The 26,072-nt window shown below is 62.8% G+C and carries 26 protein-coding genes and 1 pseudogene; 21 read left to right on the plus strand and 6 right to left on the minus strand.

The window, feature by feature from the left end; all coding sequences use genetic code 11:
* The first annotated feature begins 106 nt into the window (after positions 1 to 106).
* From FJ942_RS03065 to FJ942_RS03075, 3 genes are read left to right on the plus strand one after another with little or no spacing between them, the layout of a single operon-like run.
* A complete protein-coding gene (locus FJ942_RS03065) occupies positions 107 to 2,335 on the plus strand; it encodes a bifunctional (p)ppGpp synthetase/guanosine-3',5'-bis(diphosphate) 3'-pyrophosphohydrolase (RefSeq protein WP_140517800.1) in 2,229 nt (742 codons plus the stop codon).
* 28 nt (positions 2,336 to 2,363) lie between these two features.
* The gene (gene pyrE, locus FJ942_RS03070) at positions 2,364 to 2,942 is read left to right on the plus strand and encodes an orotate phosphoribosyltransferase (RefSeq protein WP_140517801.1); all 579 of its coding nucleotides are present in this window, start codon (positions 2,364 to 2,366) and stop codon (positions 2,940 to 2,942) included.
* A 10-nt stretch (positions 2,943 to 2,952) separates the two neighbouring features.
* Positions 2,953 to 3,333, plus strand: a complete 381-nt coding sequence (locus tag FJ942_RS03075) for a VOC family protein (RefSeq protein WP_140517802.1) — start codon at positions 2,953 to 2,955, stop codon at positions 3,331 to 3,333.
* A gap of 6 nt (positions 3,334 to 3,339) precedes the next feature.
* Here FJ942_RS03075 and FJ942_RS03080 read toward each other — a convergent pair whose 3' ends face one another.
* On the minus strand, positions 3,340 to 3,861 hold the full coding sequence (locus FJ942_RS03080) for a GNAT family N-acetyltransferase (RefSeq protein WP_140897194.1): 522 nt from the start codon (positions 3,859 to 3,861) through the stop codon (positions 3,340 to 3,342).
* Between the two features lie 217 nt (positions 3,862 to 4,078).
* Here FJ942_RS03080 and FJ942_RS03085 point away from each other — a divergent pair, with 217 nt between their 5' ends.
* The 9 genes from FJ942_RS03085 to FJ942_RS03125 all read left to right on the plus strand — a co-directional run bounded on the left by FJ942_RS03085 (position 4,079) and on the right by FJ942_RS03125 (position 11,605).
* Entirely contained in the window at positions 4,079 to 4,678 is a 600-nt protein-coding gene (locus FJ942_RS03085) for a DUF2062 domain-containing protein (protein ID WP_140494599.1), read from the plus strand.
* Positions 4,675 to 5,088 carry a holo-ACP synthase gene (gene acpS, locus FJ942_RS03090; RefSeq protein WP_140494597.1) on the plus strand — a complete coding sequence of 138 codons (414 nt, stop codon included), beginning with the start codon at positions 4,675 to 4,677 and terminating at the stop codon, positions 5,086 to 5,088. The genes FJ942_RS03085 and acpS overlap by 4 nt, the downstream gene beginning before the upstream one ends.
* 77 nt (positions 5,089 to 5,165) lie before the next feature.
* Positions 5,166 to 5,915: a signal peptidase I gene (gene lepB, locus FJ942_RS03095; protein ID WP_140517805.1), complete on the plus strand. Its 750-nt coding sequence runs from the start codon at positions 5,166 to 5,168 to the stop codon at positions 5,913 to 5,915.
* A 4-nt stretch (positions 5,916 to 5,919) separates the two neighbouring features.
* Complete coding sequence (rnc, locus tag FJ942_RS03100; RefSeq protein ID WP_140494593.1) at positions 5,920 to 6,645, plus strand: ribonuclease III; 726 nt, start codon at positions 5,920 to 5,922, stop codon at positions 6,643 to 6,645.
* Positions 6,642 to 7,574, plus strand: a complete 933-nt coding sequence (era, locus tag FJ942_RS03105) for a GTPase Era (protein WP_140897195.1) — start codon at positions 6,642 to 6,644, stop codon at positions 7,572 to 7,574. The genes rnc and era overlap by 4 nt, the downstream gene beginning before the upstream one ends.
* A 5-nt stretch (positions 7,575 to 7,579) precedes the next feature.
* Positions 7,580 to 8,470 (plus strand): aminoglycoside phosphotransferase family protein, encoded by an 891-nt coding sequence (locus FJ942_RS03110; protein ID WP_140897196.1) that lies wholly within the window; start codon positions 7,580 to 7,582, stop codon positions 8,468 to 8,470.
* 581 nt (positions 8,471 to 9,051) lie between these two features.
* Positions 9,052 to 10,188, plus strand: a complete 1,137-nt coding sequence (locus FJ942_RS03115) for a porin (protein WP_140897197.1) — start codon at positions 9,052 to 9,054, stop codon at positions 10,186 to 10,188.
* Between the two features lie 131 nt (positions 10,189 to 10,319).
* A complete protein-coding gene (gene recO / locus FJ942_RS03120; protein ID WP_140494585.1) occupies positions 10,320 to 11,090 on the plus strand; it encodes a DNA repair protein RecO in 771 nt (256 codons plus the stop codon).
* Positions 11,087 to 11,605 carry a PaaI family thioesterase gene (locus FJ942_RS03125; protein WP_140555803.1) on the plus strand — a complete coding sequence of 173 codons (519 nt, stop codon included), beginning with the start codon at positions 11,087 to 11,089 and terminating at the stop codon, positions 11,603 to 11,605. The genes recO and FJ942_RS03125 overlap by 4 nt, the downstream gene beginning before the upstream one ends.
* A gap of 45 nt (positions 11,606 to 11,650) precedes the next feature.
* Here FJ942_RS03125 and FJ942_RS03130 read toward each other — a convergent pair whose 3' ends face one another.
* The gene (locus FJ942_RS03130; protein WP_140495041.1) at positions 11,651 to 12,115 is read right to left on the minus strand and encodes an NUDIX domain-containing protein; all 465 of its coding nucleotides are present in this window, start codon (positions 12,113 to 12,115) and stop codon (positions 11,651 to 11,653) included.
* A gap of 255 nt (positions 12,116 to 12,370) precedes the next feature.
* Between FJ942_RS03130 and FJ942_RS03135 the strand changes: the two genes are divergently transcribed.
* From FJ942_RS03135 to FJ942_RS03170, 8 genes are all read left to right on the plus strand, one after another.
* Positions 12,371 to 15,103 (plus strand): DUF2339 domain-containing protein, encoded by a 2,733-nt coding sequence (locus FJ942_RS03135; protein WP_140897198.1) that lies wholly within the window; start codon positions 12,371 to 12,373, stop codon positions 15,101 to 15,103.
* A 61-nt stretch (positions 15,104 to 15,164) separates the two neighbouring features.
* The gene (locus FJ942_RS03140; protein WP_140494579.1) at positions 15,165 to 15,407 is read left to right on the plus strand and encodes a type II toxin-antitoxin system VapB family antitoxin; all 243 of its coding nucleotides are present in this window, start codon (positions 15,165 to 15,167) and stop codon (positions 15,405 to 15,407) included.
* Positions 15,407 to 15,823 (plus strand): type II toxin-antitoxin system VapC family toxin, encoded by a 417-nt coding sequence (locus FJ942_RS03145; RefSeq protein ID WP_140494577.1) that lies wholly within the window; start codon positions 15,407 to 15,409, stop codon positions 15,821 to 15,823. The genes FJ942_RS03140 and FJ942_RS03145 overlap by 1 nt, the downstream gene beginning before the upstream one ends.
* Positions 15,824 to 15,980: 157 nt before the next feature.
* Positions 15,981 to 16,493, plus strand: coding sequence for an RNA polymerase sigma factor (locus FJ942_RS03150; RefSeq protein ID WP_140494575.1), 513 nt, complete (start codon positions 15,981 to 15,983; stop codon positions 16,491 to 16,493).
* A gap of 2 nt (positions 16,494 to 16,495) precedes the next feature.
* On the plus strand, positions 16,496 to 17,287 hold the full coding sequence (locus FJ942_RS03155; RefSeq protein ID WP_140897199.1) for an anti-sigma factor: 792 nt from the start codon (positions 16,496 to 16,498) through the stop codon (positions 17,285 to 17,287).
* A 205-nt stretch (positions 17,288 to 17,492) separates the two neighbouring features.
* A complete protein-coding gene (locus tag FJ942_RS03160) occupies positions 17,493 to 18,590 on the plus strand; it encodes a GNAT family N-acetyltransferase/peptidase C39 family protein (protein ID WP_140555797.1) in 1,098 nt (365 codons plus the stop codon).
* 5 nt (positions 18,591 to 18,595) lie between these two features.
* Entirely contained in the window at positions 18,596 to 20,059 is a 1,464-nt protein-coding gene (locus tag FJ942_RS03165; RefSeq protein WP_140494569.1) for a RimK family protein, read from the plus strand.
* A gap of 20 nt (positions 20,060 to 20,079) precedes the next feature.
* Positions 20,080 to 20,352: a DUF3303 family protein gene (locus FJ942_RS03170; protein WP_140517813.1), complete on the plus strand. Its 273-nt coding sequence runs from the start codon at positions 20,080 to 20,082 to the stop codon at positions 20,350 to 20,352.
* Positions 20,353 to 20,370: 18 nt separating this feature from the next.
* Here FJ942_RS03170 and FJ942_RS03175 read toward each other — a convergent pair.
* Positions 20,371 to 21,287, minus strand: a pseudogene (locus FJ942_RS03175) (LysR substrate-binding domain-containing protein).
* 115 nt (positions 21,288 to 21,402) lie between these two features.
* Here FJ942_RS03175 and FJ942_RS03180 point away from each other — a divergent pair.
* Positions 21,403 to 22,293 carry a fatty acid desaturase family protein gene (locus tag FJ942_RS03180; RefSeq protein WP_140897200.1) on the plus strand — a complete coding sequence of 297 codons (891 nt, stop codon included), beginning with the start codon at positions 21,403 to 21,405 and terminating at the stop codon, positions 22,291 to 22,293.
* A gap of 9 nt (positions 22,294 to 22,302) precedes the next feature.
* Here the strand turns inward: FJ942_RS03180 and FJ942_RS03185 are convergent, their stop codons facing one another.
* The 3 genes from FJ942_RS03185 to FJ942_RS03195 all read right to left on the minus strand — a co-directional run bounded on the left by FJ942_RS03185 (position 22,303) and on the right by FJ942_RS03195 (position 25,999).
* Complete coding sequence (locus FJ942_RS03185; protein WP_140897201.1) at positions 22,303 to 24,441, minus strand: EAL domain-containing protein; 2,139 nt, start codon at positions 24,439 to 24,441, stop codon at positions 22,303 to 22,305.
* Positions 24,442 to 24,506: 65 nt separating this feature from the next.
* Positions 24,507 to 25,139 (minus strand): HD family hydrolase, encoded by a 633-nt coding sequence (locus FJ942_RS03190; protein WP_140517817.1) that lies wholly within the window; start codon positions 25,137 to 25,139, stop codon positions 24,507 to 24,509.
* A complete protein-coding gene (locus FJ942_RS03195; protein WP_140565023.1) occupies positions 25,139 to 25,999 on the minus strand; it encodes a folate-binding protein YgfZ in 861 nt (286 codons plus the stop codon). The genes FJ942_RS03190 and FJ942_RS03195 overlap by 1 nt, the downstream gene beginning before the upstream one ends.
* Between the last annotated feature and the right edge of the window lie 73 nt (positions 26,000 to 26,072).

The following is a 26,072-nucleotide window of genomic DNA, read 5'->3' on the forward strand; positions in this document are numbered from 1 at the left end:
GAACAAGCTTCCGGCACTTCCGTCCCGGCAGTTTCGTGGCTATCTATGACATGCGCCGTGCAGTAGTGCGGCGCATGATTCATTTCATCGCCGAGAGATTCCGCCCATGATGCGTCAGTATGAGCTTGTCGAGCGCGTCCAGCGCTACAAGCCTGACGTCAACGAGGCGTTGCTCAACAAGGCCTATGTCTATGCCATGCAGAAGCATGGCCACCAGAAGCGCGCTTCCGGCGATCCCTATTTCTCGCATCCGCTCGAAGTCGCCGCCATCCTCACCGAAATGCACATGGACGAGGCGACGATCGCCGTCGCCCTGCTGCATGACACGATCGAGGACACCACGGCGACCAGGGCCGAGATCGACGAACTGTTCGGGCCCGAGATGGGCAAGCTGGTCGAGGGTCTGACCAAGCTGAAGAAGCTCGACCTCGTCTCCAAGAAGGCCGAGCAGGCCGAGAACCTGCGCAAGCTTCTGTTGGCGATCTCGGAAGACGTGCGCGTGCTTCTGGTCAAGCTCGCCGACCGCTTGCACAATATGCGCACCCTCGACCATGTGCCGGAAGCCAAGCGCCTGCGCATCGCCGAGGAGACGATGGATATTTATGCGCCGCTGGCCGGGCGCATGGGCATGCAGGGCATGCGCGAGGAACTGGAAGAGATCGCCTTCCGCTACATCAATCCGGAAGCCTATCGCGCCGTCACCGCCAGGCTCGCCGAGATTTTCGAGCGCAACAAGGGTGTGCTGTCCGAGATCGAGAAAGCGCTGTCGGCGCTGTTCGAGAAGCATGCGATCAATGCAGGCGTCAAAAGCCGGCAGAAGAAGCCGTGGTCGGTGTTCCGCAAGATGGAGGCCAAGGCGCTCTCCTTCGAGCAATTGTCCGACATTTTCGGCTTTCGCGTCGTCGTCGACAATGTCGAGGACTGCTATCGCGCGCTTGGCGCCATCCACACCGCCTGGTCGATGGTGCCCGGCCGTTTCAAGGACTACATCTCAACACCGAAGCAGAACGATTACCGCTCGATCCACACCACCATCGTCGGGCCGTCGCGTCAGCGCGTCGAGCTTCAGATCCGCACCCGCGAGATGAACAAGATCGCCGAATATGGCGTCGCCGCCCATTCGATCTACAAGGATACCGGCGGCAAGGCGAACGGCACGGCCCATTCGATCTCGAAGGAAACCAATGCCTATGCCTGGCTGAGGCGCACGATCGAACAACTCGCCGAGGGCGACAATCCCGAGGATTTTCTCGAGAACACCAAGCTGGAACTGTTCCAGGATCAGGTGTTCTGCTTCACCCCCAAGGGCATGCTGATCGCGCTGCCGAAAGGTGCCACGCCGATCGACTTCGCCTATGCGGTTCACACCGATGTCGGCGACACCTGCGTCGGCGCCAAGGTCAACGGCCGCATCATGCCGCTGATGACGGAGCTGAAGAATGGCGACGAGGTGGAGATCATCCGCTCCAAGGCGCAGGTGCCGCCGGCCGCGTGGGAATCCGTCGTCGTCACCGGCAAGGCGCGCGCCGCCATTCGCCGCGCCACCAAGAACGCCATCCGCAAGCAGTATTCGGGTCTCGGCGCGCGCATTCTCGAACGGGCTTTCGAGCGGGCCGGCAAGAATTTCACCAAGGAAAACCTGAAGCCCGTCCTGCACCGGCTGGCGCGCAAGGACATCGAGGACGTGCTGGCGTCCGTCGGCCGCGGCGAATTGGCGTCCACCGACGTCATGAAAGCCGTCTTCCCCGATTACAAGGACGAGCGCGTCACGCCGGCGGCGCCCAAGCAGCGCGAGGAAGGCTGGTCGAAGATTCGCAACGCCGCCGGCATGCTGTTCCAGATCCCGGGCCGTGCCGCGCGCAAGGACAAGGACCAGCCGCGCGACGGCGCGGTGCCAATCCGTGGCGTGCGCGGCGACCTGCCGGTGCGTTTCGCGCCGGAAGGGGCGGTGCCTGGCGACCGCATCGTCGGAATCGTACAGCCGGGCACCGGCATCACCATCTATCCGATCCAGTCGCCGGCGCTGCAGGCTTTCGACGACCAGCCCGAGCGCTGGATTGACGTGCGCTGGGACATCGACGAGCGCACCAAGGAACGCTTTCCCGCTCGTGTTTCCGTCACCGCCATCAATGCACCGGGATCGCTCGCCGACATCGCTCAGGTCGTTGCCTCGAACGATGCCAACATCCATACGCTGTCAATGGTGCGCACCGCGCCCGATTTCACCGAAATGCTGATCGATCTCGAAGTCTGGGATCTGAAGCATCTCAACCGGCTGCTGTCGCAGCTCAAGGACAATTCGAGCGTTAGCGATGCACGGCGTGTCAATGGCTAACGTGACTGATCTACATGGGGATAGACGGATGAATACGGACGAAGTGCTGGATATTTTTCGCCAGGCTGGTGCTGTCCTGGAGGGGCATTTCATTCTGACGTCGGGTCTGCGCAGTCCGGTGTTCCTGCAGAAGGCGCGCGTGTTCATGCATGCCGATAAGACCGAGCGGCTGTGCAAGGCGCTGGCCGAAAAGATCCGCGCCGCCGTGCCGGGCAAAATCGACTATGTCGTCGGCCCGGCCATCGGCGGGCTGATCCCGGCCTACGAGACTTCGCGCCATCTTGGCGTGCCGGCGATCTGGGTCGAGCGGGAAGGGGGCGAGTTCCGGCTGCGCCGCTTCGAGATCGCGCGCGGCGCGCGTGTCGTCATTGTCGAGGACATCGTCACCACTGGATTGTCTATCCGCGAGACCATCGACTGCCTGCGCGAACTTGGCGCCGAGGTCACGGCGGCGGCCTGCATCATCGACCGCTCCGCCGGCAAGACCGATGTCGGCGTGCCGCTGATCGCCCTCGCCGAGTACGAGGTGCCGGCCTATCCGGCCGATCGGCTGCCGCCGGAACTTGCCGCCATACCGGCGATCAAGCCGGGCAGCCGCAATATCTGAGAGGGGCGGGATGATCGTCAGTATCGATCATTTCGTGCTGACAGTGGCGTCGATCGAGGCCACCTGCGCCTTTTATCAGCGCGTTCTGGGCTTTCGGCGCATCGATATGCCGGGCCTGCCGACAGCGCTGGCTTTCGGCAACCAAAAGATCAATGTCCACGAGGTCGGCCGCACCTTCGAGCCGAAGGCGAAGTCGCCGACGCCCGGATCCGGTGATTTCTGCCTGATCACCGATCGGCCGCTCGGCGAACTCCTCGCCAGTCTCGAAGCCGATCGTGTGGCGGTGGAACTTGGACCAGTAGAGCGGATCGGCGCACGCGGCCGCATGATGTCTGTCTATTTCCGCGATCCCGACGACAATCTGATCGAGGTCAGTGAATATCTGGAATAGCCGCCGTTAAATCCGCGCGAGATCGAGCAGCATTGCGCAGCGCCGGCTCACCGGCATGCCGTGCGCGGCTTCCTGTCTCAGCCACCCGGCGAGCCGCGCATCGATCCGCGCATCCTCCAGGACGCGGAATCCGAACTTTCGGTAGAACGGCACGTTCCAAGCAACATCGCGAAATGTCGTCAGCGTGATCGTTGCAAGGCCGCGCCGCCTGGACTCCTCGATGACGGTCTCCAGCAGGGCTCGGCCGATGCCCGAGCCTTGCCACTCAAAACGAACGTCGAATTCCAGGATATGCAATGCATCGTCCTCAACGCTGGCGCTCAAGAAGGCGATGGCGCGGTCGCGCTTGTCCGTGGCGACCCAGCATGTGCCCTCCGTGATCAGCGCGCGGTGCCGCTCGACGCTCATATTGCCGTCTTCGGCGATCCAGGCGAGGTCCGGTATGGAACGAAACGCCAGCCCGGCGGATTGCTCGATATCGGGCAACTCTTTCGCCTCGTCGTCGCGCGCTGGTCGAATGGTGGCCATGCCGGCCGTCCTTCTTTTCCTCAGTTTCGCCTCAATGGCGATCTTGTTACCCTCTGCGGCAGACCATCGCGGCAGCGTTTCGTTGTTCCGAAGGCAGCCTGTCGCTATATCAAAGTCGTTGTTGCCTTTCTGCGCCCCGGAAGCGCAAGATAAGTTGCTGTGACCTGGCTTGGGGTGGCAGGACGGCGGGTATTGGTAGACCAGGAATTGGAATAGAGTGCTTTTTCGACGCCGCGAGCCTGATGGCCTCTTGGAGCGGGTGCGTACCTATCTATGGCCGCGCCGGTCGTTTTCGCGCTCGCTGCAGTACTTCTCCAAGCGCATCCTGCGGCTGAAGGCCACGCCGCATGCGGTGGCGGCCGGCGTCGCCGCTGGCGTCTTTGCTTCGTTCTTTCCGGTGGGTTTCCATTTCGCCATTGCCGCGGTGCTGTGCTGGCTCATAGCCGGCAATCTGGTGGCGGCCGCACTTGGCGCCGTATTCTTCGGCAATCCGCTGACGTTCCCGCTGCTGTGGGGCGCCTCCTGGGAGACCGGCAAGCTGATCCTGCACAGCCGCCTGCCAGCGCACGGCCCGCCAGCACATCTGGGCGAGATGCTGCACAACCTTTCCTTCGCGCAATTGTGGGCCCCGGTGCTGAAGCCGATGCTGATCGGTGCGATACCGCTTGGACTGGCCTTTGGGGTTCTGTTCTACGCCATCACGCGCTGGGGCATGAACGCCTTTCGCGAGCAGCGGCGCAAACGGCTGGCAGAGCGCGCGGCCCGCCATGAGCAATCGTCTCACCCAAACGCAAGCATCGGTTCCACCGCGCGATGATCATCGGCATCGGCAGCGATCTGATCGATATCAGACGCATTGAAAAGTCCTTGGAGCGCCATGGCCAGCGCTTTATCCAGAGAATCTACACCGAAGTCGAGCAAGCCCGCTCCGAAAACCGTCGGGCGCGGGCGGCCTCCTACGCCAAGCGCTTCGCAGCCAAGGAGGCCTGCGCCAAGGCACTGGGCACCGGTCTGGCGCAGGGCGTGTTTTGGCGCGACATGGGTGTCGTCAATCTTCCGAGCGGCGCGCCCACCATGGCACTGACCGGTGGCGCCGAGGCGCGGCTGAACGCGATTCTGCCAAAGGGCCATCGGGCGATGATCCATCTCACCATCACGGATGATTTTCCGCTTGCTCAAGCCTTTGTGATCATCGAAGCGTTGCCCGTCGAACAAGCGCCACATTGATTGCATCTGACCACCGGCATGACGTTGCCCAGCGCGCGCCGAGACTCTATACCATCCAACGCACAATCGAGGACGACATGAGCGTGGCTGAAAAACCCCAGAAGAAATCCGGCGGGCTTGGCGAAACCGTCAGCGTCATCGTCCAGGCGCTTTTGCTTGCCTTGGTCATTCGCACGCTCTTGTTCCAACCCTTTTCGATCCCGTCGGGTTCGATGCGGCCGACGCTGCTCGAGGGCGACTATCTCTTCGTCACCAAATGGTCTTACGGCTATTCCCGTTATTCGCTGCCCTTCGGCCCGGACATCTTCTCGGGCCGCATCTGGGGCTCCGAACCGAAGCGCGGCGACGTGGTGGTGTTCAAGTTCCCGCCGGACCCGTCCGTTGACTACATCAAACGTGTGGTGGGCCTGCCCGGCGACAAGATTCAGGTGAAGGACGGGCAGCTGTTCATCAACGGCGTCGGAGTCCCGCGCGTGAAGACCGGTCAGATCGACAATCCCGACATCACCGAAAAGGACTATCCGATCGACGTCTATCGCGAGACGCTGCCCAACGGCGTCAGCTACGATACGCTGGATCTGTCGCCGAACTCGATCGGCGACAACACGCGCGAGTTCGATGTTCCGCCCGGTCACTATTTCATGATGGGCGATAACAGAGACAACTCCGCCGACAGCCGATTCTCCGTCGGCTACGTTCCGGCCGAAAACCTGGTTGGCCGGGCCAACCTTGTTTTCTTCTCGATCGCCGGCAAGGCGAGCCCGCTCGAAATTTGGAAATGGCCGTCGCTTATGCGTGCTTCGCGCCTCTTCCACTTCGTTAATTAGGGTCATGGCGGCGACAAGACGGCTGACCGCCGACGCGCTCGCCGAAGCGCTGGTGGAGCGCACGGGCCATGCCTTTGCCGACCGCCGGCGCCTGCAGCGTGCCTTGACCCATGCCAGCGCCCGCGGCGCCAATGCCGGCACCGACTATGAGCGCTTTGAGTTCCTGGGCGACCGGGTTCTCGGCCTGGTGGTGGCCGATATGCTGCTGGCCGCGTTTCCCGATGCGGCGGAAGGCGAATTGTCGCTGCGTTTCAACGCGCTGGTCAATGCCGAGGCGCTGTCGGAGATCGCCGAACATATTGGTCTGCCGGAGCTGATCCGCGCCGGATCCGACGTTCAAGGGCTCGAGGGACGCAAGCGCGTCAATCTGCGCGCCGACGCACTGGAATCGCTGATCGCCGTGCTCTACCTCGACGGAGGGCTGGAAGCGGCGCGCGCTTTCATCCACAAATATTGGCAGCCGCGCTCGCAGGCGTCGGGCGCCGGCCGACGCGACGCCAAGACCGAGTTGCAGGAATGGGCGCATCAGGCGGCAAGCGCCGTGCCCGTCTACCGCATCGATAGCCGCGAGGGGCCGGATCACGATCCGCTGTTCACCGTCAGTGTCATGGTTGGTGGGTTTCAGCCGGCTGTCGGCAGCGGCCGCTCCAAACGCGAGGCCGAGCAGGCCGCCGCCGCCGCCCTTCTCATTCGTGAAGGTGTCTGGATCGATCAGGGAGACGCGGCATGACAGCCACGGAAGACACGGTTCCGGCCGCGCCTGCGGCCGTTACGCATTCCGGCTTCGTAGCGCTCATCGGTGCGCCCAATGCCGGCAAGTCGACGCTGGTCAACCAGCTTGTCGGCGCCAAGGTGTCAATCGTCACCCACAAGGTGCAGACGACGCGTGCCATCATCAGAGGCATCGCCACGCACGACAACGCGCAGATCGTCTTCGTCGATACGCCGGGCATCTTCAAGCCGAAGCGGCGTCTCGACACGGCAATGGTGACGACAGCCTGGGGCGGCGCCAAGGATGCCGATATCGTGCTGCTCCTGATCGATGCCGAGCGTGGCATTAGAGGTGATGCCGACGCCATTCTCGAACGCCTGAAGGATGTGCGCCAGCCGATGGCGCTGATCCTCAACAAGGTCGACCGCGTCAAGCCGGAGGCGTTGTTGGCGCTGGCGGCAGCAGCGAACGAAAGAGTGCCGTTCAAGCGCACCTTCATGGTTTCGGCGCTGACCGGCTCGGGCTGCAAGGACCTCCTCGATTACCTTGCCGAGGCGCTCCCGGTGGGGCCCTGGTATTATCCGGAAGACCAGATCTCCGATCTGCCGATGCGCCAGCTCGCCGCCGAGATCACTCGCGAGAAGCTCTATCTCAGGCTGCATCAGGAACTGCCCTATTCCTCGCACATCGAAACCGAGAAATGGGAAGAGAAGAAGGACGGCTCGGTGCGCATCGAGCAGGTCATCTATGTCGAACGCGACAGCCAGAAGAAGATCGTGCTCGGCCACAAGGGCGAGACCATCCGTGCCATCGGCCAGGCGGCGCGTATGGAAATCGCCGGCATCCTCGAGCAAAAGGTGCATCTGTTCCTGTTCGTCAAGGTGCGCGAGAACTGGGGCGACGATCCCGAACGCTACCGTGAGATGGGGCTCGAGTTTCCGCACTAGGATGGATGGATAGCAAGTCGAATATCGACGCAGCTTTGGTCAGCCGGTTGATCGCGGCGCAGTTTCCTCGCTGGAGGGATCTTGCGGTTCGGCCGATTGAACCTGGCGGATGGGACAACAGAAGCTTTCGTCTCGGCGACGAGATGACCGTTCGGTTGCCCAGTGCCGCCGCCTATTCCCTGCAAGTGGAGAAGGAACATCGCTGGCTGCCGAGGCTGGCGCCGCTGTTGCCGCTGCCCATCCCTATACCGCTGGCGATGGGAGCCCCGGCCGAAGGCTATCCGTGGCATTGGTCCGTCTACAGGTGGATCGAAGGTGAGACTGCAAAGCGCGAGCGTATCGCCAACCTGTCGGAATTCGCGGCGGACCTGGCCGGCTTTCTGGTTGCGCTGAAGCGGATCGACCCGGCTGGCGGACCGGGGCCGGGCCAACACAATTTCTTTCGCGGCGGGCCGCTGAACGTCTATGACGGGGAGACGAGACAAGCGATCGCGGCGCTCGACACCCGTATCGACGCCGGCGCGGCAAGCGCTGTCTGGGAAACGGCTCTTGCCGCCCCTTGGCAAGGCCCGCCCGTCTGGTTCCACGGCGATGTCAGCTGGGGCAATCTTCTGGTTGAACACGGCAGGCTAAGCGCGGTGATTGACTTCGGCACCTCCGGCGTCGGCGAGCCCTCATGCGATCTGGCGATTGCCTGGACATTGTTCGAGGGAAAGAGCAGGGGGGCCTTCCGCGCTGGCCTCGGCGTCGACGACGCGACCTGGGCGCGCGGCCGCGGCTGGGCACTGTGGAAGGCGCTGATCACCGCCGCCGGCGAGATAGACGTCAACTCGGCCGAGATCGAACAATCCTGGCGCGTGATCGACGCGGTGCTGGCCGACCACAAGCGCCGGTAATAATGACCCAAACCGTTGGCTGGTGGCTATCGACCAGGGACGCCGAGGTTCCGTTGGGTCGACTTCTCAGTTGGCCAGCGCGGATTCTTGCAGACGAGTCCGCCGACGTCGGATTGATCTTCCCATCATGGCCTGTGGTCCGTCCCGGCGTGCCCGTGACCCGCTGAAAAGACTCCTTCGAGGGGATCGGCTTCGGTTTCACGTGGCTGGGGAATGGCTAGGTAGAAACGACCATGGAAGTGGCTTTATTTACGCGAAGTTTCTCAAACAATTGGTGTTCGGAGAATATCATCATAAAATTGGAACATACAGGGAATTATTACGGAAATATGACAATGTTCCACTTGTGCGATGCCGCAGTCTGAAGTGAATTCTCCAGTGATATTTCTGCAACACGGATTTAATCTATGTCATAAATCCCGAATGTTTGTGGAATTGTCATTGAAGGCGGAAGATTGATGGGTATGTTCGCCGCGAAAAGGGGACGCGGTGCGGGCCTTTTTCGTTGTGGTGAGGCGGGAAAATATATCCGCCAACCAAAATCCGAAGCCATTTTTAACTTTGACTGGAGAGGTCAGAAAATGAACATCAAGAGCCTTCTTCTCGGCTCAGCCGCGGCACTGATCGCGGTCTCCGGCGCTCGCGCCGCCGACGCTGTCGTCGTCGCCGAGCCGGAACCCGCTGAATACGTCAGGATCTGCGACGTCTACGGCGCCGGCTACTTCTATATCCCCGGCACCGAGACCTGCCTGCGCATCGGCGGCTATCTCCGCTATGACATAGGCGTCGGGGACAGCGGCACGCTGGATGGCGTCAACAACGTTGCCGATCACATGGACGGCGATAGCCACGACACCTACTACAAGAACATGCGCTTCGCGCTGAAGACCTGGACCGGCCAGGAAACCGAGCTCGGTACGTTGAAGACCTACACCGAGACTCGCTTTCAATTTGGCAACAGCAGCGGCGACTATGAGACTGGCGGCACTGGCTGGCAGGCCGGCAACAAGGCGACGACCCTCAACTTCGCCTGGATTCAGCTCGGCGGCCTGCGCGTCGGTAAGGATGAAACGGCATACGATTCGTTTATCGGCTATGCCGGCAACGTCATCCAGGACACGATCATCCCGTACGGTATCAAGGATACCAACGTCGTGCAGTACTATTTCGACGCTGGCAGCGGCTTCTCGGCCGTGGTCTCGCTCGAAGAAGGTACCGGCGTCAACACGATCGACAGCTATGTTCCGCATCTCGTCGGCGGCTTGAAGTACAAGGGCGACTGGGGTGCGGTCACCGGCGTCGTCGCCTATGACAGCAATTACGAGGAAGTGGCCGGCAAGGTTCGCTTGGACGTCAATGTCGGCAAGGAACTGACGCTGTTCGTCATGGGCGGCTACGGCACCAACGACAACATCAACGACTTCGGCACGGGCCGCACCCAATACAAGCCGTGGGGTGGAAACTGGGCGATCTGGGGTGGCGGCACCTACAAGTTCAACGACAAGACCTCGTTCAACGCCCAGATCTCCTATGACGACTGGAAGAACCTCGGCGTCGCTGCCAACGTCGCATACACGATTGTGCCCGGTTACACGATCACGGCTGAAGTCGATTACCTCAATGCAGGAAAATTCGACGACGCCGACTTCAACAACTGGACCAAGGCCGACAAGAAGAGCAGCGTCGGCGGCATCCTCCGCTTCCAGCGCTCGTTCTAACGGATCGACTGACCCCACCAGACCGCCCGCAGCTATGCTGCGGGCGGCTTTTTATGCACCCTTGCGAGAGCCAGCCCAGGCACCAAGCCCGTACCTTGATTTCGCCACCCGATCGGTGAAATGCTCCAGGCATGGAATGGCGCGACGAGGGAATCATTCTCGGCACCCGCAAGCATGGCGAAACCAGCGCCATCCTCGAGGTGATGACGCGTGCGCATGGCCGCCATCTCGGCCTCGTGCGTGGCGGGCGCTCGCGCAAGCAGCAGCCTGTTCTCCAGCCCGGCAACCGTGTCGACCTGCTTTGGCGGGCGCGCCTTGATGAGCACCTCGGCACGTTCCAGGCCGAAGCGATCGAGATGAATGCGGCCAGGTTGATGGAGAGTGCGGTCGCCGTGTATGGCCTGCAGACCATGGCCGCGCATCTGCGCCTGTTGCCCGAGCGCGACGCCCATGGCGGCCTCTACGAGGCACTGTCGGTGATGATCGTGCATCTCGATGACGTCGATGCGGCCGGCGAACTGGTGGCCCGTTTCGAGCTCCTGATCCTCGACGAACTGGGTTTCGGTCTCGATCTCAGCCAGTGCGCCGCGACCGGCACGCGGCAGGATCTTGCCTATGTCTCGCCGAAATCGGGCCGAGCGGTGTCGCGGGAAGCCGGCGCGCCCTGGCGCGACAAGATGCTGGCGCTGCCGGCCTTCCTGCGTGGCTCCGGCCTGCGCGCCGATCCGGCGGCGATCCAGGATGCCTTCCGGCTCACCGGCTTCTTCTTCACCCGTCACGTCTACGAGCCGCGCGGCATCGAGCAGCCGGACGCGCGCTCCGGCTTCCTCGCCGCGCTGCGCAAGCACCACACGACAAAAGGCCTGTCGGGAGAAACCGCCGCGAGAGAAATCATCACATGAGCGAAGTGGAACTTTATCCAGGCCGGGTCTCGCCGCTCGGCCTCGGCACCATTCCGCATGCCGACATGCTTGCCTACACCGGCCTGGAACTTTTGCAGCGCATCATCGATGGCAAATATCCGGCGCCGCCGATTTCCTTCCAGCTCAGCTTCGCGCTGACCGAAGTCTCGGAAGGCCGTGCCGTGTTTCGGGGTGTGCCGAACGAGCGCCACCTGAACCCGTTGGGGGGCGTGCATGGCGGCTGGGCGGCGACACTGCTCGATTCGGCGCTTGCCTGCGCCGTGCAGACGCTGCTCGCAAAAGGCGAGGCCTATACGACGGCGGAATTCAAGGTGAACCTGACGCGGCCGATCACGCCCAGGACCGGAGAGGTTGTCTGTGAGGGCAAGGTCATTCACAAGGGCCGCACGCTGGCCGTTTCGGAAGCGACGCTGAAGGACGCCGGCGGCAAGCTGCTGGCTTTCGGCACCGAGACATGCTCGATCTTCCCGGCCTCCAATCTGGCGGCACGATAGGAATCGTCCTAAGGCGCACTGGGCGAGCGGTGATAACAGCGGATGTTATCCGGCATTTTGCCGTTCCACGAAATCGTCCAGGATCGCGCGCTGGCCTTTGAGTATCTTGAGACCGGCCTCCAACTCTGAAAACCAACCGGCCCGGTCCACTTCGGGAAATGCCTTCATGGATCCCGACCTTGGCGGCCACTCCATGGTGAACATGTTGCTTTTGATGGCATCGGTGTCGACGTCGGCCTCGACGCTCCACGCACTCACGATCTTGCCGCCAGGCTGCCGATAACTGCCGACAGGCTGGAAGTCGCCGTTGATGGCGACGCCGAGTTCTTCTTCCGCCTCACGTCGGGCGGCTTTCAACTCGTCCTCACCTTCGTCGACGAGCCCTTTGGGGATAGACCATGCCCCCTCGTCTTTTCTTGCCCAGAACGGTCCACCCGGATGGACGAGCAGGAACTGGAGGGCCCCGGCGTTTCGCCGGTAGATCAGCAGTCCTGCGCTTCGTTGCGGCATACGTATTCCCATGACATCGCTTGGAGAACCCTTTGCGGCCAAGGTATCATAGGCCATCGGCTGCGGGTTTGGCAGGCAATGTTCCGGAAACCGGCCATTCGCAAGCGATGCCGAGGGCCAATGGGCGCAAGCCGCTGGCTTTCGACGCCGAAACATGCTCGATCTTTCCAGCCGCCGATCCGACGGCCGTTGGCTGGTCGTTTGCAGGCCACATTTGATTGTCAGTAGCAACTGGTCTGGTTTGGGGGAGCCGCCATGTTTGAAAGCCTGATCGGCCTTGTCGCCATCATCGCGCTGTTCGTCATCATTTCGCGCCAGCAGAGCCGCATCGGACTGATCGAGCGTGAGCTAGGCGCACTGCGGAGCCTCGTCCTTTCCGGCGCCGTGCCGCCTCTCGCCAAGCAGTCCGAACCGGCGGCGACCGAGGGCCAGCCGGCCGAAGCCGTTGTTGCTGCGGCCGTGGTCGTTTCGCCAACGGCCAGCGAGGCAGCCACCGGGCAGGCGCTGCCGGCTCTGGAAACCGACGCCGTGACGGACGAGGTCAAGCCGGGACCATGGACACTAGGCGAGGCGGCGCCCAAGGTAGCCGAGCCTGTCGCAGTGGTGAAAGCGCCCGGCAAACCCGATATCGAAACGGCGCTCGGCACCCGCTGGGCGGTCTGGGTCGGCGGTTTGGCACTGGCGCTGGGCGGCCTGTTTCTCATCCGCTACACGATCGAAGCCGGAATTTTCGGCCCCGGTGTGCGGCTGACCATGGCCGGGCTGCTCGGCCTTGTGCTGATTGCAGCCGGCGAATTCATTCGCCGCACCGGCTTCAGGGTGCCCGTGCAAGGCGCGGCAGGCGCCTACATCCCGGCGATCCTGACTGCGGCGGGCGCCTTCATCCTGTTCGGCGCCGTCTATGCCGCACATGGCATCTACGGATTTATCGGGCCGGCGCTCGCCCTCACGCTGCTCGGCGCCATCGGCATAGCGACGATTGCCGCCGCCCTTGTCCGCGGCCAGGCGCTGGCTGGTATCGGCCTAGTCGGCGCCATGGTGACGCCGATGCTGATTGCCTCTCAGGCGCCCAATCCCTGGGCCCTGTTCGGCTATCTGGCGATCGTGCTTGCCGCCAGCGGCGTCATTGCCCGCATGCGCGATTGGAAGTTGCTGATGACGGCGGCCTTTGTCGGTACCGGCATCTGGACGATCCTCTACATGACCGATGCGCCGGGCGCGAATTTATCCGTGATCCTGTTCGTGAACACCGTCACGCTGGCCGTGCTCGCCTTCGTCTGGCTCGGCCGCCGCAGCGACGAAGGCGGATCAGCCACGGCTTTCGACTGGCCGTCCGTCGCGCCGGGCCTGTTTGTTGCCCTCTCGGCGCTGGGCCTTTCGGTCGATCCGGCCTTCGTCGCTGCCGGCGATGCCTTGCCGGGAGCCGTCGTGCTCGCCGCGATGGTGGCCGTCGCGCTCTACCGCCCCCCGGCGCTGCCACTGCTCTATGCGGCGGGACTGGTGACGGTGCTGATCTATCTCGGCATCATCCCGCCGACTTCGATCGCTTCTGATTTTTCAGGCGACGTCTTGGGCATCGATGCCGTGCCCCTGGCGACATCGAACGCACTGACCTTGCGCATCGGTGTTGCGCTTGGCCTTGTCTTCATCGGCGCCGGTTTCTGGGCCGCCCGCAAATTTGCCGCCGCGACCCACTTCCGCGCTGCGTCATGGGCGGCGTGGGGCGTCATCGTGCCGTTGGTCGTCCTGCAGGCACTCTGGTTCACGTTCGGCAATCTCGACCGCGATCTTGCCTACGCCGCCGTGGCGGCGCTGCTGGTCGTGGTTTTCGCTGCCGTGGGCGAGTGGATCGCGCGCGGCGAGCAACCGCCGTTGCAGGGCAGGGCCGCCGTATCCTTCGCGCTCGGCGGAGCCGCGCTCGCAGGCCTGCTGATGCTGCATATGGCCTTCAGTTCCGGCTGGACAACCATCCTGCTTGGTGCGGCCGCAATCGTGCCGGCGCTGGCCACGCGCTGGCGTTCCTATCCGGTGCTCGGCTGGATTTCCGTCGGCGCGGTCGCGGCGGTGCTTGGTCGTGTCATCTTCGATCCGACCGTCGTTGGCCCCGAGTTCCTGTCGACGACCCCGGTCTTCAACTGGCTGCTGCCGGGCTATGGCGTGCCGGCGCTCGCCTCCGCTTTCGCCGCCTGGCAACTGGCCCGCACCACCGACGGCCGGCCGCGCCTGGCCATGGAAGCTTCGGCGGCGCTGTTTGCACTGCTGACGCTTGCCATGCTGGTGCGCCACGCCATGCATGGCGGTGTCCTCAACAGCGATGCGCCCACACTTGCCGAACAGGCCATCTACACGCTGATCGCGATCGGCGCCGGCGCCATACTCGTGGCCATCGACAGGCGCTCGCCAAGTTCCGTGCTGCGCTACGGGTCCATGGCGGCGGGCGTGATCTCGGTCGCCTTCATCGTCGTGCAGCATTTCCTGGTGCTGAACCCGCTTTTCACCGACGAGTCGACCGGGCAGATCCCGGTCTTCAACCTGTTGTTCCTCGCTTATCTGCTGCCGGCGGTCGCGGCCGGAGGGCTTGCGCTCTATGCCCGCAACAAGCGGCCGAAATGGTATGCCGCCATGCTGGCGCTGGTGGCGGCACTGCTTGCCTTCGCCTATGCCACGTTGTCGGTGCGGCGCCTGTTCAAGGGCGAGTTCATCGGCTTGTGGAGCGGCCTTGGCCAGTTGGAAACCTACACCTATTCGGCACTCTGGCTGATCATCGGCGTGGCGCTGCTGACCGCCGGCGTCTGGCTGAAATCACAGGTGCTGCGCATCGCCTCGGCCGCATTGATCGCGGTCGCCGTACTGAAGGTGTTCCTCTTCGACATGTCGGAGCTGGAGGGTGTGCTTCGCGCACTGTCCTTCATCGGCCTTGGCGCCGTGCTGATCGGCATCGGCCTGTTTTACCAGCGGCTTTTGACCAGGGCGGCGAAAGAGACTTGAGGGTTAGCATTGTTTGAATATTCAAAATGGAATATATGAATATTCCACGGGAGATATTCAAATGCCGCTCTATATCCGCGACGATGAGGTAGATGCTCTGGCGACGAAATTGCAGCGCGAGACGAATGCGCCGAGCAAAACGGAAGCCGTGCGAACCGCGCTTTTGCACGAACTTGAACGAAGCCGCGCCCGCAAACCGCTGCGGGAGAGGATTGCCGTTCTTCAAGCGCAAGCAGCGGCGTTGGGGCCGTCCGACACCACCTTCGACATCAAGGCATTCATGGACGAGATGTGGGAAGACTGATGTTTGTCGACGCATCGGTTGTCGTTGCAATTCTCGCCAAGGAATCGGGTTGGGAGGAATTGCTGAAGCGGATCGCCGACGTCGACGGTCAGCTGTACATTTCAGCGCTTGTTCGGCTCGAAGCTACGCTTGCCCTCGGGCGAGTGAATGCCGGTGCCAAAAAGCCGACTCCCGAAATGCTGTCTGCGGCGCGCGATCTGGTCGATGCGTTCATTGTTGAGATCGACGCTCGCAATGTAGCCATCAACGAGGATATCGGGGGGCGCGCCATTGATGCCAGCATCCGGTACGGCAAAGCGGTCGGTCATCCGGCCGACCTTAATTTTGGTGATTGCTTTTCCTACGCCTGCGCCAAGGCTCTTGATGTTCCGTTGCTCTTTAAAGGCAATGACTTTCTCAAGACCGATTTGGCGTAGTTGGCCTCCTGTTGATTGCGGGAATAAACCCGCCGCTTCCATCGTTACATCATTGCTTGGGTGACCGGGGCGGTGGACCGCTTCGCACTGGCTGCTTGCGTCGCGCCGCGAAGGCGCGTTCAATCTGATGAATAGGGCAATTCCGAAACCAGCGGTCATGGACGAAAAGAAGGCAGCAATCCTCGGCGAAATACCGCGCCTGCGCCGCTACGCACGCTCGTTGTTGCGCGACCGCGACGCCGCCGACGATCTCGTCCAGGACTGTCTCGAACGGGCCCTCATGCGGCTCGACAACTGGCAGACGGGAGAAAGCCCCAGGAGGTGGCTGTTTACGATCATGCATCATTTGTTCATTGACCAGATGCGCAAAGTGAACCGGCGCGGCGAAGCCGCGATGCTGTCGCTGGAAGCGGGCGAGGCGGTTGCACAGCCGGCCGAGCAGGTGGAAAGCATCGCCTCGCGCGAGATCGTCGACGCATTGCAGGCGATCAGCCCCGACCGCCGTGCCGCACTCGTCATGGTCGCGATCGAAGGCTTTTCCTATGCCGAGGCCGCCAACATCCTGGGAGTGCCGGCGGGAACGCTGATGTCGCGCATCGCGCGCGGGCGCGAGGAGTTGCGCGGACTGCTGGACGACACGGCACGCCGCCGTTCGATAAGGATCGTCTAGAAATGATCCGCCGCGATTTCTCCGAACGCGACATCCACATGGCACTCGACGGCGAGTTGCCGGCCGATGAGCGCGCCGCCTATGACGCATGGCTCGACGCCACTCCCGAGATGAAGGCGAAAAGCGCCCGTTTCATCGCCGACAGGACGGCATTGCGAGATGCCTTCGCTGGCGTGATCGACGAGCCGGTGCCGGTGCGGTTGCGCAAGGTGGTGCTTGGCGAGACGCCAGCCAGGACGCCAATGCCACGCTCGCGCTGGTGGCTTGCCGCCGCCGCTGCCGGTCTACTGGCCGCGGGCGGGCTTGGCGGCTACTTTGCCGGCAGCGACGGTATTGGCCGGGAAGATCAGGCCGAGGATCAGTTGGCCGAGCAGGCGATCGCCGCGCATGTCATCTATGCCGCCGAGAAGCGGCATGCGGTGGAAGTGCCGGCAAGCGACAAGGATCATCTGCTGACCTGGCTGTCCAACCGGGTCGGATTGAAGCTGGTTGCGCCGGACTTGACCGGCAGCGGGTTCCAACTGGTCGGCGGCAGGTTGCTGCCGGCTGGCGAGAGCAAGGCGGCAATGCTGCTCTATGAAGACGACAAGGGCGAGCGCATATCGCTCTTTGTAACGGCCGAATCGGTGGAGAACGCCAGGGGGACCTACGCTTCGGCGCAAGCCGGCGCGCAGGCCGTCTACTGGCTGGACAAGGGCTATGGCTGCGCTGTCGTCGGCTCAGTGCCGCGCGAGCAATTGGCCATCGTGGCCAAGAGCGCCTACAGCCAGCTTCTGGCCGGCCTGGCGAGTTGAACAGCATCGTTTTTTGGCGCCGCCGCCTACTCGAAAACGGTGACCTGGTTCAAAGCCTTTGTCCTCCCGGGCTGGCGCCAATCTGTCACAATTCGGCCCTAATCGAGGTGCGATAGCGCTGGATGGGCGCTGCCGTTTTGGGCTGGTGTCTGGACGTTTCGAATAGGGCCTTCATCACAACCCAATCGAGGTTTTCCAAGCCCGCATGCCTGCCGAGATCCGCACGGCCCGCGCGACTGACGTCGATGATCTCGCCGCCATCGAGAAAGCTGTTTTCTCCAGCGACCGCATTTCCCGTCGCTCCTTCCGACAGTTCATCGAGCGCGAGACCGCCGAGACGCTGGTCGCCGAAAGAGATGGCCGCGTCGCCGGTTATGCGATTGTGCTGTTTCGCAAGGGCAGCGGCGTGGCGCGCCTTTATTCGATCGCCACCAGTCCCTTTTTTGGCGCCCTCGGCATCGGCCGCCGGTTGCTAGTGGCGGCGGAGGAGGCGGCCTTCGAACACGATCGCATGATGCTGCGCCTAGAAGTGCGGGAGGATAATGCCCGCGCCATCGGCATCTACGAGCAGGCCGGCTACCGCAAGATCGGCCGCGAACCCGGTTACTACGAGGACGGCGCCACGGCACTGCGCTACGAGAAGACCTTGCGCGGCGAACTTCCGGCCGCCACGAGCGTGCCATTCTACCAGCAGACCTGCGAATTCACTTGCGGTCCCTGCTGCCTGATGATGGCCATGGGCAATTTCGATCACGACTTCGTACCGGACCCGGTCAGGGAAATTCGTCTTTGGCGCGAAGCGACGACCGTCTTCATGATGTCGGGCCCGGGTGGCTGCGAGCCGTTCGGCCTCGCGGTCGCCGGCTATGAGAGCGGCCTTGCGGCCGAGATTTACGTGTCGTTCTACGGCGCGTTGTTCCTCCAGTCGGTGCGCAGCGCGGACAAGCGCCGGGTGATGGAACTGGCCCAGGTCGACTTTCGCCGACGCGCGGAACTTTACGGCATCCCGGTGAATTACCGTTCATTCACCATCGACGACATTCGCGCCGCGATCGCGAAAGGAAAATTGGTGCTGGTGCTGATCAGCGGCTTCCTGATGTTCGGCAAGAAGGTGCCGCACTGGGTGTTGGCCATCGGCGACGACGGTGACCATATCCTGATCCACGATCCCTGGGTTGAGGACGAGAGGCAGGAGACCATCCTTGATGCCGCCAACATTCCCGTGCCTTACGGCATCTTTATGAACATGGCGCAGTTCGGCCGCGACGGACTGCGCGCCGCCATCACTCTGGGGAAGCGCTGATAACAATGACCTGGGTTATCTTAACTGGCCGGCAGAGCGATCTCGACCAGGTGGCGACACCGCACAAGATTATCACCAACCGCGACTATCTCGCGCATCCGGCGCTGTTTCGCGGCCAGCGTCCCAAGGTCATCAACCTGTCGAACAATTACGGCTACCAGAGCCGCGGCTATTATGCCTCGCTGCTGGCGGGTTCGCGCGGCCACAAGGTCATCCCGACCGTAGAAACCATGATCGATCTGTCGGAGCGCAAGCTTTACGAACATGCGCTGCCCGAACTGGAGCTGGCGCTCAACAAGTGCCGCAAGGATCTTGGCGGCGCTTTTCCGGCGAAGGTCTGCATCTTCTTCGGCATTGGCCCGTCCAAGGTGTGGGACCGATTCGCCAAGCTCCTGTTCGACTGGTTCCGCGCGCCGGCGCTCGAGGTCCACATCAAGGACAGCGCCGAGTGGGCCTCGATCCGCAAGATCGGCTTTCATCCCCTGGCGCGCATGACCGAGGAGGAGGAGAGCTTCTTCCTGCAATGCCTGGACACCTATACCAATCGCGAATGGCGCGACACCAAGGGCCGCACGCCGGCGCGCTACACTTTCGCCACGCTGGTCGATCCGCATGAGGAATTGCCGCCCTCGGAAATCTCCTCGCTGCGCTACTGGGCCAGGATCGCCGAAAAGATGGGCGTCGAAATCGAGCCGATCACCAAGAGGGACCTCGCCAAGCTCGCCAATTACGACGCGCTGTTCATCCGCGAGACCACCTCGATCTCCAACCATACCTATCGTTTCGCGCGCCGCGCCCAGCAGGAAGGCATGCCGGTCATCGACGACCCGCTGTCGATGATCCGCTGCACCAACAAGGTCTATCTCAACGAGCTGATGGCCTACAACAAGGTGCCGGTTCCGCCGACCGTGATGATAGCCGGCACTTCCGACCTTGAACTGGCGGCGCAGACGCTGGGTTTTCCGCTGGTGCTGAAAATCCCGGATTCCTCCTTCTCGCGCGGCGTCAAGAAATGCGCCAATTTCGAGGAATTGAAGACACTCGCCACCGAATGGCTGGAGGATTCCGATCTTCTGATCGCGCAGAAATTCATCCCGACCGAATATGACTGGCGTGTCGGCGTGCTCGGCGGCCAACCGCTGTTTGCCGTACATTACCTAATGGCCAAGAAGCACTGGCAGATCGTCAACCACAAGGCCAGCGGCAAGCCCGACCAGGGCGGCATCAAGACCTTCACGCTGAAGGAGACGCCGCCCCATGTCGTCGAGACGGCAGTCAAGGCGGCGCGCTGCATCGGCGACGGCCTCTACGGCGTCGACCTCAAGGAGACCAAGGACGGCGTCTTCGTCATCGAGGTCAACGACAATCCCAACCTCGATCATGGCTGGGAGGACTCCGGCGAGAAGGACGAGGTCTGGGTACGGCTGACGCAATGGTTCCTGGAACGTTTGGAGCGGCCGGGCCGATAATTATCCGATCTGGGGCAGAGATGCTGTTTTTGGTGACCGAGGATTTTCGCGGCTGCGACCGCAAGGAGATCTACCGCCGCTTCCGCGATTACGGTCGCCTGAAGCCCGAGGAGCTTCTGGTGCACCATAGCTGGATCGCGGCGGACATGAGCCGCTGTTTCCTGCTGGTGGAGACCGACGACGTCACGCTGCTGCAGCGCTGGGTGATCGAGTGGGCGGATCTGGTGGAGTTCGAGATCGTGCCGGTGGCGGCGAACAAGGACATGGTCGAGGCATTGAGCGGGCACCTCTGACCATCGCCGCTTGCCGGCTCAGCGGAGCGCCGGCGAGCTCACCACGCGCTGGCATTCATCGACCAGCCAGTCACGGAACGCCGCCACGACGTCCCTTCTTGCGCTCCGCTGCGGAATCGTCAGGCAATAGGGCTGGCGCAGCGCAATCGCCTTGGCGACAGGCCGGACCAGCCGGCCGTCCTCCACGGCCTCGGCGCAATAGATCCCTTGCGCCAGCGCCACGCCCAGTCCCGAAATGGCGAGGTCGAGCGCCGCGCGCGAGGAGTTTGCCGACAGGCCGCGCTGAATGCCGCGCCCAGGCGCTATGCCGGCCGCCTCGAACCAACTGCGCCATGAGGGAAAGGATGCGCCGGTCGGTCCCAGTCGGTGTGGATCAGGGGCAGCCCGGCGAGCGGACCGCCATCCGCCTCCAGCACGCTGGCGAGCTTTGGCGCGCAGACGGGATAGACCGCGTCCTGGACAATGTCCTCGATCGGGTGCTCACGATAGTGCGGACCGTAGGAGAGCCTGAGGTCGATCAGGTCGCGGTCGAACGACACCGGGTCGTCATCGCCCCTGAGAGATATGTCGACGGCACCGTGGATGGCGATGAAGCCGGCAAGGCGCTCGGAAAGCCAGCCCATGGCCATGGACGGCGGGACCGAGACGACGAGCCGCGGGCGGAACGCATCGCCTGCAAGCTGGCGCGAGACGCTGCCGATTTCCTGGAAGGCCATGGTCAATCGAGGCAGCATCTCGACGCCAGCCTCGCTCAGGACGACACGCCGGTTGGCGCGGTGGAAGAGCTTGCGGCCGACTTGCTCCTCGACCATGCGGATGAGCTGGCTGACTGCGGCGGCCGAGACCGAAAGCTCTTCCGCCGCCGCGGCGAAGCTGCCGGTGCGCGCCGCCGCCTCGAAGGCCTGAAGACCTCGCAACGATGGCATTGCAACCATGGCGGTGACCAAAAAGATAAGTTCAGCTTATCTATATTGCAGAAATCCTCGTTGTTAGAAAGGTTTCTTGCTGGGGTATGCTGACCGAATGAATTCAATCAGCCGGGATGCCCCTATGGATCATCGTGACGTGATCGCCTCGCTGACGAATGAGGAGCGCAGCCGGCTAACCGGCAAGTCGGATGGGCCCGGCCTTGTTCAGCTCGCTTTCCACCTCGGCGCGATCCTGCTCCTCGGATCGTTGATCGCCGCCAAGGTGCCGTTCTGGCCGCTGCTGATGCTGCCGCAAGGCATACTGATCGTGTTCCTGTTCACGCTGCTGCATGAGACGGTGCATCGCACGGCTTTCGAAAGGCAATGGCTGAACGACGCAGTCGCGCGTGTCTGCAGCCTGGCGATCGCGCTGCCGGCCGACTGGTTCCGCTATTTCCATTTCGCCCATCACCGTTTCACACAGGATCCCCAACGCGATCCGGAGCTGGCTTTCCCGAAGCCGGAAACCTGGCGGCAGTACCTGGTCCACGTTGCCGGACTTCCAGTGTGGTTGGGGCATTTGAAGACGCTCTACGCCAATGCCGTGGGACGTTGCCAGGACAGCTACGTGCCCCCCAAGGGGCGTCCGAAGGTACGCGCCGAGGCGCGCGCGATGATTGCCTTCTACGCCGTCGTGCTGATGCTCGCGCTGTGGTTCAAGGCGACGGTGCTGCTCCATGTCTGGATCTTTCCCGCGCTGCTCGGCCAGCCGTTCCTGCGGCTCTATCTGCTGGCCGAGCATGGCCGCTGCCCCTTCGTCGCAAACATGCTGGAGAATACCAGGACGACGCTGACCAACTGGGCTGTGCGCAAGCTTGCCTGGAACATGCCCTTCCATGCCGAGCATCACGCCTATCCGGGCGTGCCCTTCCACCGGTTGCCGGAGTTTCATGCGCTGATCGAGCGGCATCTGAAGGTTGTCGAGCCGGGTTATATCGGCTTCCATGAAAAATACATCGAGACGCTGCGCTGATCTATGGCGTCAGCCGGTCTGGCTGCGCACCGCGCTCGATTTCAACAGGTGCTGAATCTCCGCCGCCTTTGACGGCACGCCGATCAGATAGCCTTGCGCCTCCACGCAGCCGTTTCGGCGCAGCATGTCGAGCTGTGCTTCGGTTTCTACGCCTTCGGCGGTGACGGTGATGCCCAGTTCGGCGCCCAGTCCGATGATGGTGCGCACGATCGCTGCGGTGTCGAGATTGCCGATATCGGAGATGAAGGAACGATCGATCTTGATCTTGTCGACGGGAAAGCGCCTGAGATAGCCGAGTGAGGAATAGCCGGTGCCAAAGTCGTCGAGCGCGATGCGGATGCCGAGTTCACGCAACTGTCGCAGCGTCTTCAGGACGGCTTTGCTCTCGTCCATCAGCACGGTTTCGGTGATCTCCAGTTCCAGTCGTCTGGCCGGCACGCCCGAAAAGGCCAGGGCGGAGATGACGCTGCGAGCAAAGCCGCCGCTTTTGAGCTGCACGGCGGAGACATTGACCGCAATGCGCAGGCCAGGTGGCCAGGCTGCCGCCGTCGCACAGGCCTTTCGCAGCGCCCATTCGCCAAGCGGCACGATCAGCCCGGTTTCCTCGGCGACCGGAATGAATTCGTCCGGCGCCACAGTGCCGCGCGACGGCGAATGCCAGCGCATCAGGGCCTCGGCGCCGACAATCTCGCCCGAAGCTATGGCCATGATCGGTTGGAAATCGAGATCGAATTCCCGGCTCGGCAGCGCCGTATCGAGATCGGCTTCGAGCGCCCGGCGCGCGCGCACCGTGGCATCCATGCCGGGCTCGAAGAAACGGTACAGGTTGCGCCCTTCGCTTTTTGCCCGGTAGAGCGCCATGTCGGCGTTTGTCAGCAATGTATCGGCGTCCCTGCCATCGCCGGGAGAAAGCGCGATGCCAACGCTGACGCCAACATGCATGTCCCGGCTCTTGTCATGAAATGGTTTGGCGATGGCCTCGACAATGCGTTTCGCCAGTTTTTCCGCGCTCGCCAGGCTCTCGACGTTGAATTGGACGATCACGAACTCGTCGCCGCCAAAACGGGCGACGATATCTGCGTCGTTGTCCACGCAGCGCAGCAGTCTTGCGGCCACGCCTTTCAGCAGCCGGTCGCCAGCCGGATGCCCCAGCGTATCGTTGACGACCTTGAAGCGGTCGAGGTCGAGCGAGAAGATTGCCAGCGGTCCCGCGGCCGCATCCTCCAGTGCCCGGTCGAGCCGGTCGCGAAACACCGAGCGATTGGGCAACCCGGTCAGCACGTCGTGATGCGCAAGATGGGTCATGCGCTCCTCGGCAAGCCTGCTCTCGGTCACGTCATCGAAAGTGGCGACCCAGCCGCCGCCGCTCATCGGCCGGCGGGCAACCATCAGCGTTCGTCCGTCGGCGAGCCGGCGGGGGGTCGACCGCGTCTGGCCGGCCAGCACGCGAGCCTCGGTCCTCGAAACTTCGTCCTCGACATCTATGGGCGCATAGACCCCAAGGCGCACCAGCCGTTCGAGGAGTTCGCGGTGAGTCATGCCGAGCGGCAGATCCACCTCGGTCACACCATAAAGCTCCAGGATGCGCTGATTGCGTACGATCAGCCTGCCGCCGGCGTCATACATCAGCAGGCCCTGCGACATGTTCTCGAGCGCCGCGTCGAAGCGGCGATGCTGTTCCTTGAGATCCTGTTCGGCGCGCCGCTGCTCGGTGATGTCTTCGTAGATCGAAACCCAGCCGCCCGATGCCAATGGCCGGTGCGAGATGCTGATGATGCGTCCATCAGAGAGCGCCTCCTCATAGGTCGAGGGTTTCGCTCCATCGATATAGGGCTTGCGGATGGCGTAAAGTTCTTCGGCGCTTTGCGAGGCGATGCCGACATCGACGCTGTGCCGCAGGATGTCGATGAAACGGATCCCCGGCTGCGCCACGTTGGCGTCGAGGCAGAAGATGTTGATATAGTTGCCGTTGCAGATGATCATACGCTCGTCGGCGTCGAACATGCAAAGACCATGCGACATGTTCTCGACGGCGGCCGAAAAGCGTTCGTTTTGTTCGCGCAGTTCGTCTTCCATATCACGACGATCCACGCCTTCGGCCCCCTGTTCAGGGACGGTCGAACCATCCTTGTCGTCAACGACGGGCATGAGGCGTGCCTGCGGCTCGTGATCGAACACCGCACTGTCGGCTGTTCCGGTTAATTTAGCGTTTTCTATCCTACCGCCGTAGCAACCTTGCGCCGCGACTTCTCGATCGCGGAAAAACGCTTCAGGAAGGCATTCTGTGCCCAGGTTACCGAGCGCGGCGTGAAATCGAAGCGCTCGGCACTGAAGCCGCGTGGACGACCGAAGAACTCGGTCGCCTCCGCGGTCGAAAAGCCGGCGAGCAGCGTTGCCTCGAAATAGGCGGCGATCTGGTCCGCGCGCTTGATCTCCTTGCGCAGGCCGGCGCCTGGTTCCGGCGGTAGCGAGAAGCGCAGATGGATGGCGCGCTGCAAGCGCAGTTCACAGTCCTTGTAGCTGCCGCCCATCACCGATTTGAACGGCGAGATCATGTCGCCGATGACATATTCGGGCGCATCGTGCAGCAATGCCATAAGCCGGGCGTCCGCCGGCGCATCGGGCATCAGGTCGCAAAACAGCGCTTCCACCAGCAGCGAATGCTGGGCGACCGAGAAGGCGTGCTCGCCGCGGGTTTGGCCGTTCCAGCGCGCGACGCGGGCGAGCCCGTGGGCGATGTCCGAAATCTCGATATCGAGGGGTGAGGGGTCGAGCAAGTCGAGCCGGCGGCCGGACAGCATGCGCTGCCAGGCGCGTGGCGGCGCACCGATGCGGTCGGCCGCCATCAGGCCTCCTCCGTGCCGGCGGCTTCCTGGGGAAAGCTGAATTTGGCGAAAGGTGGAATGGCCACCGTAACCGGCACGTCTCCGGCCAGGATCGGCTGGCCGGCGTCGAGCGCTGTCTTGACCCTGTCGATACGGGCGATGCCGAGGCCGATCGTGCCGGCATTCGAGCCGAGAGTGCCCACCGATCGCCCGTCGACGGTCAATTCGGCGCCGGCCTCAGGCAAGGCCCGTTCGGCCCTGACGATCAGCACCCGCCGCCTTGCCGTGCCACGATGCTGCATGCGCGAGACGACCTCCTGGCCGACATAGCAGCCTTTCCTGAAGCCGACGCCACCGGTCTCGTCGAGCAGCACGTCATGCGGGAAGGCGTCGCCGAGCTGGTAGTCGGTGCCGCTCTCGGCAATGCCATGCGCGATGCGCAAGGCCTGCCATGCGGCACCGTCGTCAGTCTCTTGAGCGCTGCCATAGGAGCGGGTGACGCTTTCATCGCGAAAGCGCCGGTCGGCCAGCACGGTTGAATCCTTTTGTGAGGGAGTTGACTCATTTCCCCAGGCAATGGAGACAAGCGTCTGTTCGGATTTGGCAATCTCGACCTTGGCGCGCAACTTGTACAGCATCAGCCGGCGTACGAAATCGTCAGCGATGTCGGCGCGGCATTCGAGGCGGAACGCGTTTTCGCCGGCCCGTGAGATCAGGAAGTCAAACAGGATCTTGCCTTGCGGTGTCAAAAGCGCGCCCGGTTTTGCCTCGCCGGCGCCGAGCGCGTCGAGGTCGGTGGTCAGGATGTTCTGCAGGAAGTGTTCGGCATCCGGACCGGAGACGGAGATCAGCGCGCGGTCTTTCAGCAGGGCAAAGGGCATGGGGCGGATAAAAGCCTGATCTTGCAAAACAGATGGCCATTACGTAAGCCGCTGACACTTCCCCTGCAAGAGA

The organism is Mesorhizobium sp. B2-4-2 (genome assembly GCF_006442845.1).
GTDB lineage: Bacteria > Pseudomonadota > Alphaproteobacteria > Rhizobiales > Rhizobiaceae > Mesorhizobium.